The 17,286-nt window shown below is 68.1% G+C and carries 16 protein-coding genes; 11 read left to right on the plus strand and 5 right to left on the minus strand.

All coding sequences use genetic code 11. The features are described from left to right. Window positions 1–13: 13 nt before the first annotated feature. Window positions 14–730: an enoyl-CoA hydratase/isomerase family protein gene (locus JOE46_RS22635; protein ID WP_209928553.1), complete on the plus strand. Its 717-nt coding sequence runs from the start codon at window positions 14–16 to the stop codon at window positions 728–730. Window positions 731–751: 21 nt separating this feature from the next. Here the strand turns inward: JOE46_RS22635 and JOE46_RS22640 are convergent, their stop codons facing one another. After that, complete coding sequence (locus tag JOE46_RS22640) at window positions 752–1,666, minus strand: MBL fold metallo-hydrolase (protein WP_209928554.1); 915 nt, start codon at window positions 1,664–1,666, stop codon at window positions 752–754. Between the two features lie 441 nt (window positions 1,667–2,107). Here JOE46_RS22640 and aceA point away from each other — a divergent pair, with 441 nt between their 5' ends. From aceA to metE, 3 genes are all read left to right on the plus strand, one after another. Continuing rightward, entirely contained in the window at window positions 2,108–3,397 is a 1,290-nt protein-coding gene (gene aceA / locus JOE46_RS22645; RefSeq protein ID WP_097210198.1) for an isocitrate lyase, read from the plus strand. Window positions 3,398–3,496: 99 nt separating this feature from the next. Continuing rightward, the gene (locus tag JOE46_RS22650) at window positions 3,497–4,393 is read left to right on the plus strand and encodes a 3-hydroxybutyryl-CoA dehydrogenase (RefSeq protein WP_077040593.1); all 897 of its coding nucleotides are present in this window, start codon (window positions 3,497–3,499) and stop codon (window positions 4,391–4,393) included. 105 nt (window positions 4,394–4,498) lie between these two features. Next, window positions 4,499–6,793, plus strand: coding sequence for a 5-methyltetrahydropteroyltriglutamate--homocysteine S-methyltransferase (gene metE / locus JOE46_RS22655; protein WP_097210199.1), 2,295 nt, complete (start codon window positions 4,499–4,501; stop codon window positions 6,791–6,793). A gap of 72 nt (window positions 6,794–6,865) precedes the next feature. On the opposite strand, the gene JOE46_RS22660 is transcribed toward metE, so the two are convergent. Both JOE46_RS22660 and JOE46_RS22665 read right to left on the minus strand, forming a co-directional pair. After that, window positions 6,866–8,362, minus strand: a complete 1,497-nt coding sequence (locus JOE46_RS22660; protein ID WP_209928555.1) for a cellulase family glycosylhydrolase — start codon at window positions 8,360–8,362, stop codon at window positions 6,866–6,868. Between the two features lie 54 nt (window positions 8,363–8,416). Then, window positions 8,417–9,250, minus strand: a complete 834-nt coding sequence (locus tag JOE46_RS22665) for a hypothetical protein (RefSeq protein WP_209928557.1) — start codon at window positions 9,248–9,250, stop codon at window positions 8,417–8,419. A 309-nt stretch (window positions 9,251–9,559) separates the two neighbouring features. Between JOE46_RS22665 and JOE46_RS22670 the strand changes: the two genes are divergently transcribed. After that, window positions 9,560–10,117: a TetR/AcrR family transcriptional regulator gene (locus JOE46_RS22670; protein WP_209928559.1), complete on the plus strand. Its 558-nt coding sequence runs from the start codon at window positions 9,560–9,562 to the stop codon at window positions 10,115–10,117. A gap of 72 nt (window positions 10,118–10,189) precedes the next feature. Continuing rightward, entirely contained in the window at window positions 10,190–11,230 is a 1,041-nt protein-coding gene (locus JOE46_RS22675; RefSeq protein WP_209928561.1) for an NAD(P)-dependent alcohol dehydrogenase, read from the plus strand. Between the two features lie 42 nt (window positions 11,231–11,272). Here the strand turns inward: JOE46_RS22675 and JOE46_RS22680 are convergent, their stop codons facing one another. Continuing rightward, complete coding sequence (locus JOE46_RS22680; RefSeq protein WP_209928562.1) at window positions 11,273–12,184, minus strand: LysR family transcriptional regulator; 912 nt, start codon at window positions 12,182–12,184, stop codon at window positions 11,273–11,275. 101 nt (window positions 12,185–12,285) lie between these two features. Between JOE46_RS22680 and JOE46_RS22685 the strand changes: the two genes are divergently transcribed. From JOE46_RS22685 to JOE46_RS22700, 4 genes are all read left to right on the plus strand, one after another. After that, window positions 12,286–13,344 carry a YeiH family protein gene (locus tag JOE46_RS22685; RefSeq protein ID WP_209928563.1) on the plus strand — a complete coding sequence of 353 codons (1,059 nt, stop codon included), beginning with the start codon at window positions 12,286–12,288 and terminating at the stop codon, window positions 13,342–13,344. Window positions 13,345–13,474: 130 nt separating this feature from the next. Continuing rightward, the gene (locus JOE46_RS22690; protein WP_209928564.1) at window positions 13,475–14,041 is read left to right on the plus strand and encodes a type 1 glutamine amidotransferase domain-containing protein; all 567 of its coding nucleotides are present in this window, start codon (window positions 13,475–13,477) and stop codon (window positions 14,039–14,041) included. 74 nt (window positions 14,042–14,115) lie between these two features. Continuing rightward, entirely contained in the window at window positions 14,116–14,454 is a 339-nt protein-coding gene (locus tag JOE46_RS22695; protein ID WP_245221148.1) for a hypothetical protein, read from the plus strand. Window positions 14,455–14,492: 38 nt separating this feature from the next. Then, window positions 14,493–14,714: a hypothetical protein gene (locus tag JOE46_RS22700; RefSeq protein WP_097210206.1), complete on the plus strand. Its 222-nt coding sequence runs from the start codon at window positions 14,493–14,495 to the stop codon at window positions 14,712–14,714. Window positions 14,715–14,732: 18 nt separating this feature from the next. Here JOE46_RS22700 and JOE46_RS22705 read toward each other — a convergent pair whose 3' ends face one another. After that, complete coding sequence (locus tag JOE46_RS22705; RefSeq protein WP_209928565.1) at window positions 14,733–15,602, minus strand: polyphosphate kinase 2 family protein; 870 nt, start codon at window positions 15,600–15,602, stop codon at window positions 14,733–14,735. 130 nt (window positions 15,603–15,732) lie between these two features. Between JOE46_RS22705 and JOE46_RS22710 the strand changes: the two genes are divergently transcribed. After that, window positions 15,733–17,253 carry an NAD(P)/FAD-dependent oxidoreductase gene (locus JOE46_RS22710; RefSeq protein ID WP_209928567.1) on the plus strand — a complete coding sequence of 507 codons (1,521 nt, stop codon included), beginning with the start codon at window positions 15,733–15,735 and terminating at the stop codon, window positions 17,251–17,253. Window positions 17,254–17,286: the final 33 nt, after the last annotated feature.

Genomic DNA, 17,286 nt, shown 5'->3' on the forward strand with positions numbered 1-17,286 from the left:
CTATCGTCTCGCCATGCCTTACATGGAGCGCTCGGGAGACGTGTTCGTCCTCTACCTCGGAACCGAGGGTGAACGGGACGAGGAGAACGCGTTCAATCCGCGATGGCTCGACGAGACCGAGGCGCTGCTGGACGAGGTCGAGGCGAGTCAGGGCCCGGCCGCCCTGGTGACCACCGGGGTCGGGAAGTTCTATTCCACCGGCCTCGACACCGTCTGGGTCGCGCAGAACCTGGGGCAGCTCAACTCGTACATGGATCGTGTGCACGCGCTCTTCGCGCGGGTGTTGACCTTTCCGATGGCGACCGTCGCCGCGATGCCGGGCCACACGTTCGGCGGTGGAGCGATCCTGGCCACCGCGCACGACCATCAGGTGATGCGCGGTGACCGCGGGTTCTTCTGTCTGCCGGGCATCACGGTCGGCATCAGCTACACGCCGGGGGTCCTCGAATTGCTGACCGCACGGCTGCCTGCGCGGGCGGTGCACGCCGCGCTGACGAGCGGTCGCCGATACGGCGGGACCGACGCGCTGGCCCACGGACTCGTCGACGAGCTCGCGGCCGGGGACGACGTGCTCGCCAAGGCGGTCGGCCGTGCTCAGGGACTGGTGCACACCCGCGGGCGCACGCTCGGCGAGATCAAGGGCTCGCTGTACGCGGGCGCCGTGGCCGCCCTCCGCACCCCGTCGGCCAGCCTGGAGACGCAGGAAGCGGCGGTGACGGCGCAAGGGTGACCACCGAGCGGTGGCCGGCGGTCAGGCCCAGGGGTTCTCGCGGGCGAAGACGGTCGGGAAGCTCAGCGCCACGCCGTCCGCGTCGGCAAGCCTGGTGAGCACCGTCATCGTGCGGTCGAGGTCGTCGCCCGCGTAGGGGAGCGCGCGCAACGGTTCGGACAGCGGCCGGGAGAAGTCGTCCCAGTGGATCAGCACTGCGCGCCTGGCGCCGACCTCGCGGACGGTCTCCCGCCAGTACTCCTCGATGTACTCCTCCGGCTGGATGCCGAGCTGACCCACCCCGAGGTAGGCCACCTCGGCCCGCCTGCCTGCCAGCGCGCCACGCACGTACCCCGCGCTGCCCTGCACGAGCAGCGACCTCCCCGAGGCCGGGTGGCCGACGACGATCGACCAGGCCTCGCCACACCGGTACGCCGACACCCGGGTCGGCGGAACGACCGGCTCGGTGATCTCACCGGGAAAGCGATCGGGCGGGCAGTGATGTGACGCGACCATGGCGACCTCGAAGCCCCCGAGCCGCAGGCAGGCCCCGTCGGCGACGACCGCGATGCGATCCGGCCGCAGCCCGTGCCCACGACCGATCGAGGCGGTGGACTCGCCGCCGACGAGCAGCCCGCCGGTTCGCTCCGCGACGGCCGCGGAGTCCAGCGCGTGGTCGAAATGGGTGTGCACCGGGATGACCGCGTCGAGTCGGGTGACGGCCGCCATGGAGAGTGCGGCGTCGATCCGGTCCGGGTCGGGGGCGATCCTGCCCAGTAACACCCTCGGTAGGCCCGGCCTGGTGAAGAACCCGTCGGTCATGATCGCCGACGAGCCGTCGTCGAGGAGCAGGCTCGCGACGCCGAGAAACGTGACCGCGAGCCCATCGGTCGCCGGGGTGAGATCGAATCGATCGGCGTACCGGTTGATGTCGGGGCGTCCGAGCCGCAGTCTCATGCCGGCACGTTAGCCGGAGGCGTGGCCACCGTCGCGGACCTCGTCGCGACGGTGGAACGAGTCGTTCGGCGACCTTCGGGCGACGTGATTGCCCTCACAGCCGGATCGGGTCCACCGTGATCGGGCGTCGGCGCGGTCCTCCGCGGAGCCGGGATGTCGGCGCGACCGCGGCAGTTCGCGTGCCTCGAACAATCCGCAGGTCGGAACCTACTTGCCGGTAGATCGCCAACCTACTTGCCGGTAGCCAAGCGCTCGCTTGGCCGGTATGAACTTTGCAAAGTTAGCAACCCGGGTTGAAAACCTAGCCAAGATTGGCATTAGCAACAGGTAGACGGCAGTTTTTGTGTATGCCACTCTCGTTAAGTACATACGAAGGGCCTGGCAAGGATGTGAAGCAGTACATCCGTACCGGACCAGCAGATACAAGAGAGTGGAGCCTCGATGTCGACCACCGGCACCCCGAAGACCGCAGCTGAGATCCAGCAGGATTGGGACACCAATCCCCGCTGGAAGGGACTCACCCGTAACTACACGGCCGAGCAGGTCGTCAAGCTCCAGGGCTCCGTCGTCGAGGAGGCCACCCTGGCCCGCCGTGGCTCGGAGATCCTGTGGGACCTCGTGAACAACGAGGACTACATCAACTCCCTCGGTGCCCTCACCGGCAACCAGGCAGTGCAGCAGGTGCGCGCCGGCCTCAAGGCCATCTACCTCTCCGGCTGGCAGGTCGCCGGTGACGCGAACCTCTCGGGTCACACCTACCCGGACCAGAGCCTCTACCCGGCCAACTCGGTGCCGCAGGTCGTCCGTCGCATCAACAACGCGCTGCTGCGCGCCGACGAGATCGCCAAGGTCGAGGGCGACACCTCCGTCGAGAACTGGCTCGCCCCGATCGTCGCGGACGGCGAGGCCGGCTTCGGTGGCGCGCTGAACGTCTACGAGCTGCAGAAGGCCATGATCGCGTCCGGCGTCGCCGGCTCGCACTGGGAGGACCAGCTCGCGTCGGAGAAGAAGTGCGGCCACCTCGGTGGCAAGGTGCTCATCCCGACCCAGCAGCACATCCGCACCCTGACCTCGGCGCGTCTCGCGGCCGACGTCGCGGACGTCCCCACCGTCGTCATCGCGCGTACCGACGCCGAGGCCGCCACCCTGCTCACCTCCGACGTGGACGAGCGTGACCGCCCGTTCCTCGACGGCACCCGCACGGCCGAGGGCTTCTACGGCATCAAGAACGGCATCGAGCCCTGCATCGCTCGCGCCAAGGCCTACGCGCCGTACTCCGACCTCATCTGGATGGAGACCGGCGTGCCGGACCTCGAGGTCGCCAAGAAGTTCTCCGAGGCCGTCCGCAGCGAGTTCCCGGACCAGCTGCTGGCCTACAACTGCTCCCCGTCCTTCAACTGGAAGCAGCACCTGGACGACGCGACCATCGCGAAGTTCCAGAAGGAGCTCGGCGCGATGGGCTTCAAGTTCCAGTTCATCACCCTGGCCGGCTTCCACTCGCTCAACTACGGCATGTTCGACCTGGCCCACGGCTACGCCCGTGAGGGCATGACCGCCTTCGTCGACCTGCAGGAGCGCGAGTTCAAGGCCGCCGAGGAGCGTGGCTTCACCGCCATCAAGCACCAGCGTGAGGTCGGCGCCGGCTACTTCGACAAGATCGCCACCACGGTCGACCCCAACACGTCCACCGCGGCGCTGAAGGGCTCCACCGAAGAGGGCCAGTTCCACTAGGAACCCCCGCTTCACCTGCACCACCCGTCCCACCCACCGCGGGGCCCACAGCCCGGGCCCCGCGGTGCGGACGACTCCACTAGACGATGAGGAGCTGACGTGACCAGCGAAAAGATTCAGCGCGTCGGCGTGATCGGCGCAGGCATCATGGGCGCCGGAATCGCCGAGGTGTGCGCCCGCGCACATGTCGATGTTCTGGTGTTCGAGCAGACCCGCGAGCTCGCGGCTGCCGGCCGCGCCCGCATCCTGCGGTCGCTGGACCGCGGTGTGAGCAGCGGCAAGATCACCGAGCGCGAGCGGGAGCAGGCCGCCTGGCGGCTGCGCTTCACCTCCGATCTCGGCGACTTCGCCGACCGGCAGCTCGTCGTGGAGGCCGTCCTCGAGGACGAGAAGGTCAAGAGCGCGATCTTCGCCGAGCTCGACCAGGTCGTCACCGACCCGAACGCGGTGCTGGCGTCCAACACCTCCTCCATCCCGATCATGAAGCTGGGCATCGCGACCAAGGCGCCCGAGCGCGTGATCGGCATGCACTTCTTCAACCCGGTGCCCGTGCTCCCGCTCGTCGAGCTGGTCACCACCCTCAAGACCAGCGCCGCGGTCTCCGAGCGGGCCGAGCAGTTCGCCAGCGAGGTCCTCGGCAAGCAGGTCGTCCGTTCGGCCGACCGCTCCGGCTTCGTCGTCAACGCGCTGCTCGTGCCGTACCTGCTGTCGGCGATCCGGATGGTCGAGTCCGGTTTCGCGACCAAGGACGACGTGGACCGCGCGATGGTGCTCGGCTGCAACCACCCGATGGGCCCGCTGGCCCTGACGGACCTGGTCGGCCTCGACACCGTCAAGTCGATCGCGGACTCGATGTACGAGGAGTTCAAGGAGCCGCTGTACTCGGCGCCGCCGCTGCTGCTGCGCATGGTCGAGGCCGGTCTCGTCGGCAAGAAGTCCGGCGCGGGCTTCTATGAGTACGGCGAGAACGGTCGGAGCACGAAGAAAGCAAGCTAGCCAGCTTCACCAGTACGCACCTTCGGCGCCCGTGCGCGATTTTCACCCCTGCCGGGGTACCGATCGCGCACGGGCGCGAAGCGCATCGAGGGAGAGGTCGACACGATGTCCAACAGCGCCGCCACCTACGGCTCCAGCGTCCTGGGGTACCCCAGGATCGGGCCCCGACGCGAACTCAAGCGGGCACTCGAGGCGTATTGGCACGGCAAGTCCAGCCAGGCCGAGCTGATCGCCGTCGGCCGGGAGCTCCAGGAGCAGACCTGGAGCGAGCTGGCCGCGACCGGCCTGACGCAGGTTCCCGGCAACACCTTCTCCTACTACGACCACGTGCTGGACAACGCGCTGCTCTTCGGCGCCGTGCCCAGCCGGTTCGCCCCGCTCGAGGGCGAGCTCAACGAACTCGACTTCTACTTCACCATGGCCCGCGGCAGGCCCGACTTCCCGCCGCTGGAGCTGGTGCGGTTCATCGACACCAACTACTACTACCGTCAGCCCGAGCTCGACGAGCGCACAGTGTTCACCCTGCGCGCAGACGCGCTGATGGACGAGTTCGAACGGGCCAAGGCGCGCGGCATCGAACTGCGCCCCGTGCTCCTTGGCCCCGTTTCGCTGTTGCTGCTGTCGAAGGCGAGCGCCGATGCGGCGGACGACTTCTCGGTGCTCGACCTGCTGGATTCGCTGCTGCCGCAGTACGAGGCGCTGTTCGAATTGCTCGCCAAGGCCGGGGCGACCTGCGTCCAGCTCGACGAGCCCGCCTTCACCCAGGACCGCACGCAGGAGGAACTGGCCGCGCTCGGCCGGGCGTACACCACGCTGTCCCACGCGCCGCTGCGCCCGCGGATCCTGGTCACCGGCCCGTACGGGAATCTCGGTGAGGCACTGCCGATCCTGGCCGCCACGAAGATCGAGGCGCTCGGACTCGACCTGGTCTACGGCAAGGTCGCGGCCGACGAACTGGCGAAGATCCCCGGCCTCAAGCGCAAGCGCCTCTACGCGGGCGTCGTGAACGGCCGAAACGTGTGGCGGGCAGACAACCTCGTCACGCTCACCTACCTGTCCTCGCTCAAGGACGTTATCCCGGATCTGGTTGTCTCGACGTCCTGTTCGCTGATGCACGTGCCGTACGACGTGCTGGCCGAGTGGGAACTCGACGGCGACGTCGCGGACCGGCTCGCCTTCGCGAAGCAGAAGGTCGGCGAGGTGGTCTCACTGGCCAAGGCGCTCACCGAGGGCCCGTCGGAGCGCTGGCGCAAGAAGCCGACGAAAGTGCATTTCAAGCAGAAGCACGAAGTGCGCCAACGGGTCTACGCCATCAAGGCCGAAGACCGCATCCGGGCTCCGTACGAGGTCCGTCGGCTGGCTCAGCAGGAGAAGCTGAACCTGCCGAAGGTGCCCGCGACGACTCTCGGCTCGTTCCCGCAGACCGATGCCGTCCGCCAGGCGCGGTACGAGCTGGGTCAGGGACGGCTGGAGTGGGCTGACTACGTCAAGCGCATCCAGGCCGAGATCGAGAGCACCATCCGGCTGCAGGAGGACATCGGCCTCGACGTCTTCGTGCACGGCGAGCACGAGCGCAACGACATGATCCAGTACTTCGCCGAGCTGATGGACGGATTCGCGTCCACGCACAACGGCTGGGTGCAGGCGTACGGGTCGCGTTGCGTGCGTCCGCCGATCCTCTTCGGTGACGTCCGCAGGCGGGGGCCGATGACCGTGGAGTGGATCGGCTACGCGCAGTCGCTGACCGACAAGCCGGTCAAGGGCATGATCACCGGTCCGATCACCATGCTGGCGCGCTCGTTCGTCCGGCAGGACCAGCCGCTGCACGAGACCGCTGATCAGCTGGCGCTGGCGATCCGTGACGAGGTGGCCGACCTTGAGGCCGCGGGCATCTCGATCATCCAGGTTGACGAGCCGGCGATCCGGGAACTGCTGCCGCTGCGGGCGGGCGGGCGCAAAGAGTACCTGGACTGGGCGGTCGACGCGTTCAAGCTGGCTACCGGCGGTGCCAAGCCGGAGACGCAGATCCACACCCACCTGACCTATACGACCCAGAAGTCGGTGGTGGACGCGATCGAGCGGATGGACTGCGATGTGACCGCGATCGTGGCGACCCGTTCGATCACCTGGGTGCTCGACGCCATCAAGGAGCGCAAGCTCACCCACGGCGTGGGACCCGGTGTGTACGAGAGCCGTTCGGCCCGAATCCCGGACATCGATGAGCTCGACGAGCTGCTCACCGAGGCCTCGGAATCGGTGGAGCTGGACCGACTGTGGGCCAATCCCGACGGCGGCCTCAAGACCAGGCACTACTGGCAGCTCGAGCCCTCGCTGCGGAACCTGGTGGCGGCCGCGCGCCGCCTGCGCCGCCGCGCCGAGAAGGCCGCCGCGGCCGAATAGGCGTGGACACGCGGAAGGCCCCGGACCTCACGGTCCGGGGCCTTCGTGCATTCGGGTGATGAAGCGGGCCGGTCAGGAGCCCGAGCTGCCGGCCGAGCCCGAGCCGAAGCCCGGCTTGTCGGGCAGGTTGTTGCCGTCCGAGTCGGGTCGGTGGATCTTGACGGTGACCGGGCCGGTGCCGTCTGCATGGACGGTGACCGTGCGGGCGCCCGTGGGGGAGGTGGTGTGGCCGCCGGTGACCTCGGTGACGTAGCCGGCGGGGTAGTGCCGGTCGGAGACGTAGATCTCGGTCGGCTTGCTCGACGGCCGCGGCGTGTACGTGTACTTGAAGTCGCCGCCGTCAGGGTTGAACTTCAGGGTGCCGGGGGTGCCTGCGGTGGCCTGCGGGTAGGTGCGCACCAGCTGGTCGCCGACCTGTCCGTGGAACGGATCCGCGCCGCCGCCGGGGCCGAAGATCGATGAGTAGTGCCAGTACTGCCAGCCGGTGAAGCGCTCGTCGGCGCGGAACATCGTGGCCGCCAGGGTGTTCGGGTCGATGTCGCCGAACTCGGTCACCAGGGCCGGCCGGTTGGTGCGGGAGGTCAGCGAATCGATGTGAGCCCAGGTCAGCTCGTGCTGGGCAGGGCAGGCCAGCTTGGCCTTCTCGGGCACCCCGCCGTAGATGCTCATCTGGCTGGGGATGCAGTAGTCGTGCACGGAGAGGGCGATGTTCGGGTCGGTGATCGCCGGGGTCTGCGGTGGGCTGCCCAGGTAGCTGGGCATGCCCTGGTTCCAGGTCACGTTGGGTTCCCAGTACACCGGCACCGTCGCGCTCGCGCCTCGGATGTGGTCGGTCAGCTTCTGCATCGCGGCCTGGTAGGTCCGGTCGAAGCCGGGGCAGCCGCCGGGGAAGCAGGTCAGGAACGGTGAGCCGGGCCAGGGTTCGTTCATCAGCTCGATGCCGAGGACGGCGGGTTTCCCCTCCACCCTGGTGGCGAGCGCTGCGAGGGCGGTGCCGAGGTGGTCGAGTACCCCGTTCTTGTTGGTCCAGACCTCGTCCCAGCCGATGTTCATGCTGGGCATCAGGTAGTTCATCGGGAATCCCGGGTTCGGTTCGCCGGGGAAGGGTCTGGCCTTGATGGACCATTCCGGGAAGCCGTTTCCGCCCCAGGCCGGGCTCAGTCCGTCCTGGTGGTTGTCGAGCAGGACGTGGATGCCGCGGGTGCCGAGGACGTCGACCGTGTCGGCGATCCGGTCGAGGTAGGCGGGGTCGATTTGGCCCTGCTCGGGCATCAGGCCGTCGAAGGACACGCCGAGGCGGACGGTGTTGAACCCGTGCCGGGCGAGCAGGTCGGCGTCGGCGGCGGTGAGGGTCAGTCCGTCCCCCGGGGTGAGGTACGGCGGTTCCTTGTCGACGTTGTTGACCCCGTGCAGCAGGACCGTGCGTCCGTACCCGTCGACGAGGGAACGTCCGTCGATGCGGACCTGGCTGATCGGCGTCGACGGGGCTTCGTCGGCGGCGGCCACCGCTGGTGTTGATGCGAACAGCGTTCCGAGCACCGCGATGCTTGTCGCGAGCAATCTGCGCATGTCACTCCTCAGGGATTCACCGACCCAGTTGGACGATTGTCCAACTGGTGAATTCTAGGGGAGCGCCAGGTGTCCACGCGGGTTTTCGGTGATCCGATGGGGCGGGCGGGTGTAACCCGCCCCATCGTGGCCGCGGAAGCGGTCATAGTGCCTATCGGCCGGCTCCGCTGCCGGTCTCGATGAGCAGCGGGATCCTGCCTGCGTAGTCGGTCGGCAGGTAGACCTCGCGGCTCCTCGTCCACACCTGGCCGACTCCGGGTCATACTGGGTGGGCATCGAAATCCCCAGCGGCGCAAAGGCGCGGAAGCCGTTGGCCTCCGCGGTTCGGGTGGCCCGCCACTGGTGGTCTCCGAACGCCACCACGCCGGCGAGGTCGGTCGCCTGTGACGCGCCGCGCAGGGCGGCGACCTTCGCCGCGGCCCCATCGGTCGACAGATACGCGAGCGTGCCGTCGGGGCGAACGTCGGCCGCGATGGCCACGACGTCGTCCATGTCGTACTTGGTGCGCAGGACGTCCGCGATCGGGGTCTGTGCGTAGACCGGGATGTCCCGATCGCCGCGCGCCGCGACGACCGTGTCCGCGAGCGCCTCGTTGACCAGCCCCGGCTCACCCTCGGTTCGTGCGGGATCCGCCCCCGCCGGCATCCTGTTGCCGAAGCTGAAGGCGATGATCAGCGTGAGCTGGTCGGCCGGCAGGGTCGGCACCGCCCACATATCGCCGGAACCAGTGCCGTCCAGTACCTGGGTCGACCCCGGTGACTCCGCGACCGGTGGTGCCTCGTCTGCGAGTGCCACCGTCACCGGTGCGGCGACGAGCGCCAGCAAGAGTGCCCCCACGGTTGCCGACCGCGCGGGCATCCGCCGGCGCAATCGCTGCTGAGTGGTCATCAGTGAACTCTCCTTCTCCTTGTCGGCATATCTGCTGTTCAGCGCTTCGCGGCCGTCGGGCCGCCGTGCTTGGAGGCAAATGCTAAGTGGCCACTAGGTCTTCTGGATGACTTTCGAGAAGACGCGGCATGAACGTCTTCTGTGGCTCGGTCACCGAATAGGCTCGAGCGATCAGTGCCCGACACTCGCAGAAAGATCGTGATGACAGCCGAGGGGCCGGACCGAGATCCAGACGACGAGTCACCCAGGGGTCGGCCTCGCCCGCGCCGCCGATACGCGCCGGGTGAGGACAGGCACGAACGCATCCTGATGGCCGCCGTCCAACACTTCTCCCGCTTCGGGTACGCGAATTCGTCGCTGGCGCGAATAGCGGCCGATGCCGGCGTCAGCGATGCCGGACTGCTCCACCATTTCGGGACGAAGAAGGAACTCTTCCTCGCCGCCATCGCACTGCGGGAAGATCCCTATGCCGACGCCTTCGATGCGACCGGCACGGTGCGGGATCTGTTCCATCAGTTCACCGTTGCGGTTCGCAACAGCATGCGTCGTCCCGAACTGGTGCGCTTCCGTGCCGTTCTCAGCGGGGAGGCGTTGCTCGAATCGAACCCCGCGAGCGAGCGCCTGCGCGGCAACCTGATCGTCTCGCTGCGAATGCTCGTACCCGTCGTCGAGCGGGGGATCGAGGAGGGGGAGATCCGGCCGGACGTCGATGCCCGCCAGGTGATCCTCGAACTGCTGGCCCTGAACGAGGGTCTCCGCGATCAGTGGGCCACCGTCCCCGACGACATCGATCTTCCGCAGGTCTTCGAATCGGCCGCCGACTCGTTGCTGCGGCGGATCACGGTCGATCGGTCTGGGCTCGGCTGAGTCGTGACCGCCAGACCTGCGACGAGGTCGGTCGCGTTGCGCGGAATCGGCTCGGCCTATAGAAACTTACGCATGCTCACAGTTTCCGCCTACGCCGCGACCAGTGCCGACGGACCGCTCGAGAAGGTCGGCATCGAGCGCCGGGACCTGGGTCCGCTCGACGTGCTCATCGAGATCAAGTACTCGGGCATCTGTCACTCCGACATCCACACCGCGCGCAACGAGTGGGGCGGCACCCACTATCCGGTGGTGCCGGGTCACGAGATCGCGGGCGTCGTCGCCGCCGTCGGCTCCGAGGTCACCCTGCACGAGGTCGGGGAGCGCGTCGGCGTCGGCTGCTTTGTCGATTCCTGTGGCGCATGCGATGCCTGCGCGTCCGGGGACGAGCAGTACTGCACCAAACGAGTTGTACAGACCTATAACTCGCGTATCGGCGACGGCGAGTACACGATGGGTGGGTACTCCACTCACATCGTGGTCACCGAGGGGTTCGTGCTCAGCATCCCGGACGGTCTCGCGCTGGATGTCGCGGCGCCGCTGCTCTGCGCGGGCATCACGCTGTACTCGCCCCTTCGGCACTGGGGCGCGGGTCCCGGCAAGCAGGTGGCGATCATCGGCATGGGCGGGCTCGGGCACGTCGGGGTGAAGATCGCCGCCGCGCTCGGTGCGGAGGTGACCGTGCTGAGTCAGACGCTGAGCAAGCAGGACGACGGCCTGCGCTTCGGTGCCCACCACTACTACGCGACGAGCGACCCCGCGACCTTCAAGGCGCTGCGGTCGAGGTTCGACCTGATCCTCAACACCGTCTCGGTGAACCTCGACATCGACCTGTACATGTCGACGCTCGCGGTCAACGGGGCGCTGGTGGAGCTCGGCCTGCCCGAGAAGCCGATTCGGGTCAGCGGATTCTCGCTCGCGTCGAACCGGCGCAGCCTGGCCGGGTCGATGGTGGGCGGGATCGCCGAGACGCAGGAGATGCTGGACTTCTGTGCCGAGCAGGGGATCGGCGCGGAGATCGAGGTGATCCCCGCGGACCGCATCAACGAGGCCTACGACCGGGTGGTGCGCAGCGATGTGCGCTACCGATTCGTCGTCGACGCCGGGACCTTCTGACGCGGTCCGCGTCGCTTCACTCCTGACGCGGTCCGGGTCGGTTCAGTCGGCGCGCTGCTGCGCGGTCCTTCGCACGAGTCGCACGAGATCGCCTGCGGGACCGTCGAGTTGGCGTGGTGGTCGCCAGACTGCCCGGAGGGTCCGGCCGAGCTCGAGGCCGTCGACGTGGATCACCCGAAGCTCGCCGGTTCGTACCTGATCCTTGACCGCGAGCGTGCTGAGGACGGCGGGTCCGACCCCGCCGAGCACGCTCGTCCGGATGGCGGCGGCACTGCCCAGTTCGAGGATCGGCTTCGCGCGCTCGTATTCCTGCAGGGCCAGGTCGAGCGTGGTCCTGGTGCCCGACCCGGGCTCGCGGACCAGGAGCGAGGTGGCGGCGAGTTCGGCGATGGTCAGCGGCCGCCGTCGGCGGGTCCACGGGTGGTCGGGCGGAACGACCACCACCAGCCGGTCACGAGCGACGGTGATGCTGTGCAGCGAGGACGGGACCGAGGGGGATTCGACGAAACCGACATCGCAGGATCCGTCGGTGACACAGTCGAACACCTGGGCCGAGTTGCGGACCTGCAGATGGACTGTCACATCGGGATTCAAACCCCGGAACAGGCCCAACCATCCCGGCATCAGGTGCTCCGCCACGGTCATGCTGGCGCCGATGGTCAGCTCCGCCGAGCGCTCGGCACGCATCCCCTCGGCGACATCGAGCAGTTGGTTCGCGTCGGCGAGGACCTGGCGTGCCCAGTGGGCGATGACGGTTCCCTGGGGCGTCAGCGTCGAACCGGTCGGTTTGCGCTGCAGCAGGGGCATTCCGAACTGCCGCTCGAGTTGCTTCATGGATCGGCTGGCGTTCGGCTGCGCGATGCCCGCGATCCGGCTGGCGGCGCTGAGGCTCCCGTGGTCGTCGACGCCGACGAGCAGTTCGAGGACGCCCATCTCGGGCCAACGGCGGGTCATACGCGCATGGTATGCCCAACGGGATCTCCATATCACTGTGATATGAGGTGTTGGTAAATCACCGGCTACCGTACTTAGCTCGGGTAACGGACAGTCGATGCATGAGCAGAGAACTGAGCGGGTCGAATCTCGTTCGCGATCGGGCAGCCGCGGATACGCCTCCCGCGCAGCCGGGCAACGAGCGGACCGATGTCCTTCCCGGCATCGCGCTCAGCGTGGTCGGCACGCTGGTCGCGATGGGGGTGGGGCGGCTCGTGCCCACCGTGAGCCCGATGCTGATCGCGATCGTGGCGGGGGCGCTCGTGGCGAACCTGTTCACGATCGCGCCCAGGTTCCGCCCCGGGCTGGCCTTCTCGTCCAAGCGCCTGCTCCGCGTGGGCATCGCGCTCCTCGGGCTGCAGCTGATGTTCAGCGACATCCTGGGGCTCGGCTGGGGCGTCATCGCGGTTGTCGTGGCGATCGTGTGCCTCGGCATGGCCGGGACGATGTACGCGGGCAAGCTGCTCGGGCTGTCGTGGACCCAGCGGGTCCTGATCGCCTGTGGATTCTCCATCTGCGGCGCGGCGGCGGTCGCGGCCGCGGACGGCGTCATCGACGCCCGCGAGGAGGAGCTGCTCACCGCGGTCGCCCTCGTGGTCATCTTCGGCACCCTGATGATCCCGGCGATCCCGCTCCTGTCGAGCGCCATGGGGCTCAGCGAGGAGGCCGCAGGCATGTGGGCTGGCGGTGCGATCCACGAGGTCGCCCAGGTGGTCGCCGCCGGAGGAGCGATCGGCGGGGCCGCGTTGGCCGTCGCCACCGTAGTCAAGCTCGCCCGGGTGCTCATGCTCGCCCCGGTGATGGCCTACCTGAGCGTGCGCAGTCGGCGCAGGCCCGCCGGTGGCGCCGGTGCCGCGAAGCGCCCGCCGCTCGTGCCGCTGTTCGTGCTGGCCTTCATCGCGTGTGTAGGGCTGCGGTCGACCGGGCTGCTGCCCGGATCCGTCCTTGCCGTGGCGGGGCTGGCGCAGACGGCGCTGCTGACAGCCGCGATGTTCGCCCTCGGCGCCGGGGTGCGCCTTGCGGTCATCCGAGACGTCGGCCCCCGTCCCTTCGTGCTGGCGAGCCTGTCGACCGTCTGGGTTGCGTCGATAGCGCTGGTGGGTGTCCTGCTCGTGAGCTGACGCCAGGAGCACCCCTGGTCGTCGTCCCGATCGGGCGCCATACTCGGTGCATGCCCGGGTGCGTTCGCTGCGGTGGCGGGTGCCCGGGGAGATCCGGGCGCCGCAGGCGAGCGCAGAAGGAGTCGGGGCGATGTCTAGGCAACTCGAGGGTCACCGAGTGGCGATCCTGGCGACAGACGGGGTCGAGCAAGACGAGCTGATCGAGCCGCGGCGCGCGGTCGAGGAGGCGGGCGCCGCGGTCACGCTGATCTCCCTCGAGCCGGGGGAGATCCAGGCATTTCGTGCAGATGTGCAGCAGGCGGACCGCTTCCCGGTCGATCTGGTGGTCTCGCGCGCGAGCGTCGACGACTTCGACGGACTGATCCTGCCCGGCGGCACGATGAACCCGGACCGGCTCCGGGTCGACGACCACGCGGTCGCGTTCGTGCGGCACTTCGTGCACGTCGGCAAGCCGGTCGGCGCGATCGGACACGGTCCGTGGATGTTGCTCGAGGCGGACGTGGTCGGAGGTCGGACGCTGACCAGCTGGCCGAGCCTGCGCACCGACATCATCAACGCGGGCGGCAGCCACGTGAACGAGAAGGTCGTGGTGGATCGCAACCTGATCACCAGCCGCGGACCGGCGGACCTGCACTGGTTCTGCGCCGCGATCGTCGGCAAGTTCACACAGATGCCGCAGCCGGTTGAGCCCCTCTGACGCCTTGTCGAGGCGCGAGAACCGGGCGTAGCGTCGAACACAAAGGTTGATCCTCGAGTCGAGGAGGAGTGAGCATGTTCCAGAATCTGTTCGCCGACATGAGGCTGAATATGTTCTCTGATCAGCTGCGACAGTTCCCGGAGCGGGTGCGTCGGTTCCCCGAGAAGTTGAGTCTGTTCTCCGAATGGATCGGTTATGCCCTAGGGCTCGTTGCCGTCCTCACGTTTGCTCTGAGCGTGGTCGCCGCGGCGTCGGGCTTCACCGGCTGGGCGATCGTGGCGGCCCTGGTCTGCGCGGGTTGCGTGCTGATCGGATCGAGCATCGTGAGCAGCGCCGTTGTCCACGATCGACGGGTGCACCAACACACCCCCCGGTTCCCGCTGCCCGGCGGCGACCGCTGGCCCGTGCGATGACGACGACGCCGGGCGCCGCCGGCCGAGAGGAGTCAGCGATGAGTCTGAACATTTTCGCCGGGTGGGTCGGCTTCGGTGGCGTCCTGCTCACCGCGCTCACCCTGGGGATGTTCCTCGTGGCGGCGGGGTCCGGTCACCCTGGCTGGGCAATCGTCGCCGGGTCTGCGCTGGTTCTCGTGATCACGACGGCCATCGTGGTGGTGGGCGGCACCATCCACCACGACCACAAGCTGGGCCGGGACACCCCGCACTTCCCCTGAGCGCCCATGGGTCGGCGCTCAGGACTCGGCGAGCCGGGCCTTCTGCTCGTCGATGTCGAAATCGGCGGGCGGCCAGTCGAGGTCGAGATTCTCCAGTGCGTCGATGAGCAACTCGGTGACGGCAAGCCTGCTGTACCACTTGCGGTCGCAGGGCACCACGTGCCACGGCGCGTGTTCGGTGGAGGTCCGGTCGAGCATGGCCTGGTAGGCCTTCTGATACTCCGGCCAGAAGCCGCGTTCGGTGATGTCGCCGGGGTTGAACTTCCAGTACTTGTCGGGCCGCTCGAGCCGTTCGGCCAGGCGAGCCTTCTGCTCGTCCAGCGACACGAACATCGCCACCTTGACGATCGTCGTACCGGACTCGACCAGTTCCCGCTCGAACGCGTTGATCTCCTCGTAGCGCGGCTCCCACACCTCCGGCGGCACCAGGTTGTGCACCCGCACCACCAGCACGTCCTCGTAGTGGGACCGGTCGAAGACGCCGAGCTGTCCGTTGCGCGGCAGGGCCTTGCGGATGCGCCACAGGTAGTCGTGGCGCTTTTCCTCGGCGGTCGGGACCCCAAACGAGGCGTGGTCGACACCCTGCGGGTCCACGTGGCCGATCACGTGCCGGAGCATCCCGCCCTTGCCCGCGGTGTCCATCCCCTGCAGCACCAGCAGCACCGAGCGGGTGTCGCCGGACCGTCCGTTGGCGTACAGCAGCTCCTGGAGGGCGGACAGGCGTGCGCCGCGCTCCTCGAGCAGTCGCTCGCCCACCGCCTTGTCGCCGACGAAGCCGGGGGTGCCCTTCGTGACGATGTCGGCAACCCGGATGTCCGGCGTCGCCCGCAGCGCCTCGACCGCGGGGATCTCCCAGTTGCCGACTGGTTCCTTCGGAAGCTTGGCCATGTCGTGACTGTAGTCAGGGCGCGGCGGGTTCGGGCGGCTCCGCCTGCGGCGTTTCGGCTCAGCGACGCGATGGTGAGCGCCGTCACGCGAGGTTAACCTGACGATAGGTACAGGAGAGTCGAGGTCGGACATGGCATCGCAGACGAAGCAGCATCGGTCCCGGGTGCTCATCATCGGCGCGGGTTTCTCCGGGATGGGCATGGCGATCCAGCTGCTGAAGGCCGGCCGCCCTGACTTCGTCATTCTCGAGAAGGCCGATGAGGTCGGCGGCACCTGGCGGGAGAACACCTACCCCGGCTGTGCCTGCGACGTGCCCTCGCACATGTACTCGTTCTCCTTCGAGCCGAACCCCGGCTGGTCCGAGCTGTGGTCCGGGCAGGCGGAGATCTTCGACTACCTGCGAGGCCTCGCCGACAAGTACGGGCTCCGTGCCAAGACCCACTTCGGTCGCACCGTCGACGGCGGGTACTGGGACGAGACCGAGAACCGCTGGCACGTCCGCACCGAGGAGGGCGACGAGTACGTCGCGCAGTACCTCGTCGCCGGTGTCGGTGCGTTGCACGTCCCGAACGTCCCCGACCTGCCAGGGATGGGGGACTTCGGCGGTGTCGCGTTCCACTCCGCCCGCTGGGACCACGACTACGACCTCACCGGCAAGCGGGTGGCGGTGATCGGCACGGGCGCCAGCGCCGTCCAGTTCGTGCCCGAGATCGTCGACGCGGTGGCCGAACTGCAGCTCTATCAGCGCACCCCGGCATGGGTGGTGCCCCGCAAGAACCTCTCGATCGGCACGCGCCTGCGCCGGGTCTTCGACCTGGTGCCGCCGGTAAGGAGGGCATTCCGCGATGGCATCTACTGGGTGTCGGAATCGTTGGCGATCGGTCTCAACGGCCACTCGAATCTGATGCGGCCGCTGGAGACGATCGCGAAGAAGAACATCGCGCGCAGCATCGCCGACCCGGTGCTGCGGCGGAAGCTCACGCCCGAGTACCGGATCGGGTGCAAGCGCATCCTCGGGTCGAGCGACTACTACCCGGCGCTGGCCAAGCCCAACGTGGAGATCATCACCGAGGGCATCGAGGGGGTCACCGAGTCGGGCATCGTGGCCGGGGGCGGCGCCGTTCGCGAGGCGGACGCCATCATCTTCGCGACCGGCTTCCACGTGACCGACGGGTTCGACAGCGTGAACCTCGCGGGCGTCGGCGGCCGGGAACTGGTGCCGTACTGGAACGAGCACGGCATCCAGACGCACCTGGGGATCACCGTGGCGGGCTATCCGAACGCCTTCTTCCTGCTCGGCCCGAACACCGGCCTGGGGCACAACTCGGTGGTGTTCATGATCGAGCAGCAGATCCGATACGTGCTGGCGGCGATGGCGCTCGTCGACGGCAGCGCCGCGGAGGCGATCGCGGTGCGGCCCGAGGTCCAGGATCGATTCAACGAGGACATCCAGGCCAAGCTGTCCAAGGGCGTGTGGACCAACGGTGGCTGCAACAGCTGGTACCTCGATGCCAAGGGCGTCAACCGCACCATCTGGCCCGGGTTCACCTGGCAGTACTGGTTGCGCACCCGCAGGCTCGACCCGTCCGATTTCGAGCTGGTCGGGACCACAGCGGAGACCGCCGTCGAGGTCGCCGAGACCACCGGCTGAGGCCCGGCGGTTGGTAAGATCCTGATCATGGAT

This window comes from Rhodococcus sp. PvR099 (genome assembly GCF_017833315.1).
In the GTDB taxonomy this organism is placed as follows: domain Bacteria; phylum Actinomycetota; class Actinomycetes; order Mycobacteriales; family Mycobacteriaceae; genus Rhodococcus_G; species Rhodococcus_G oryzae.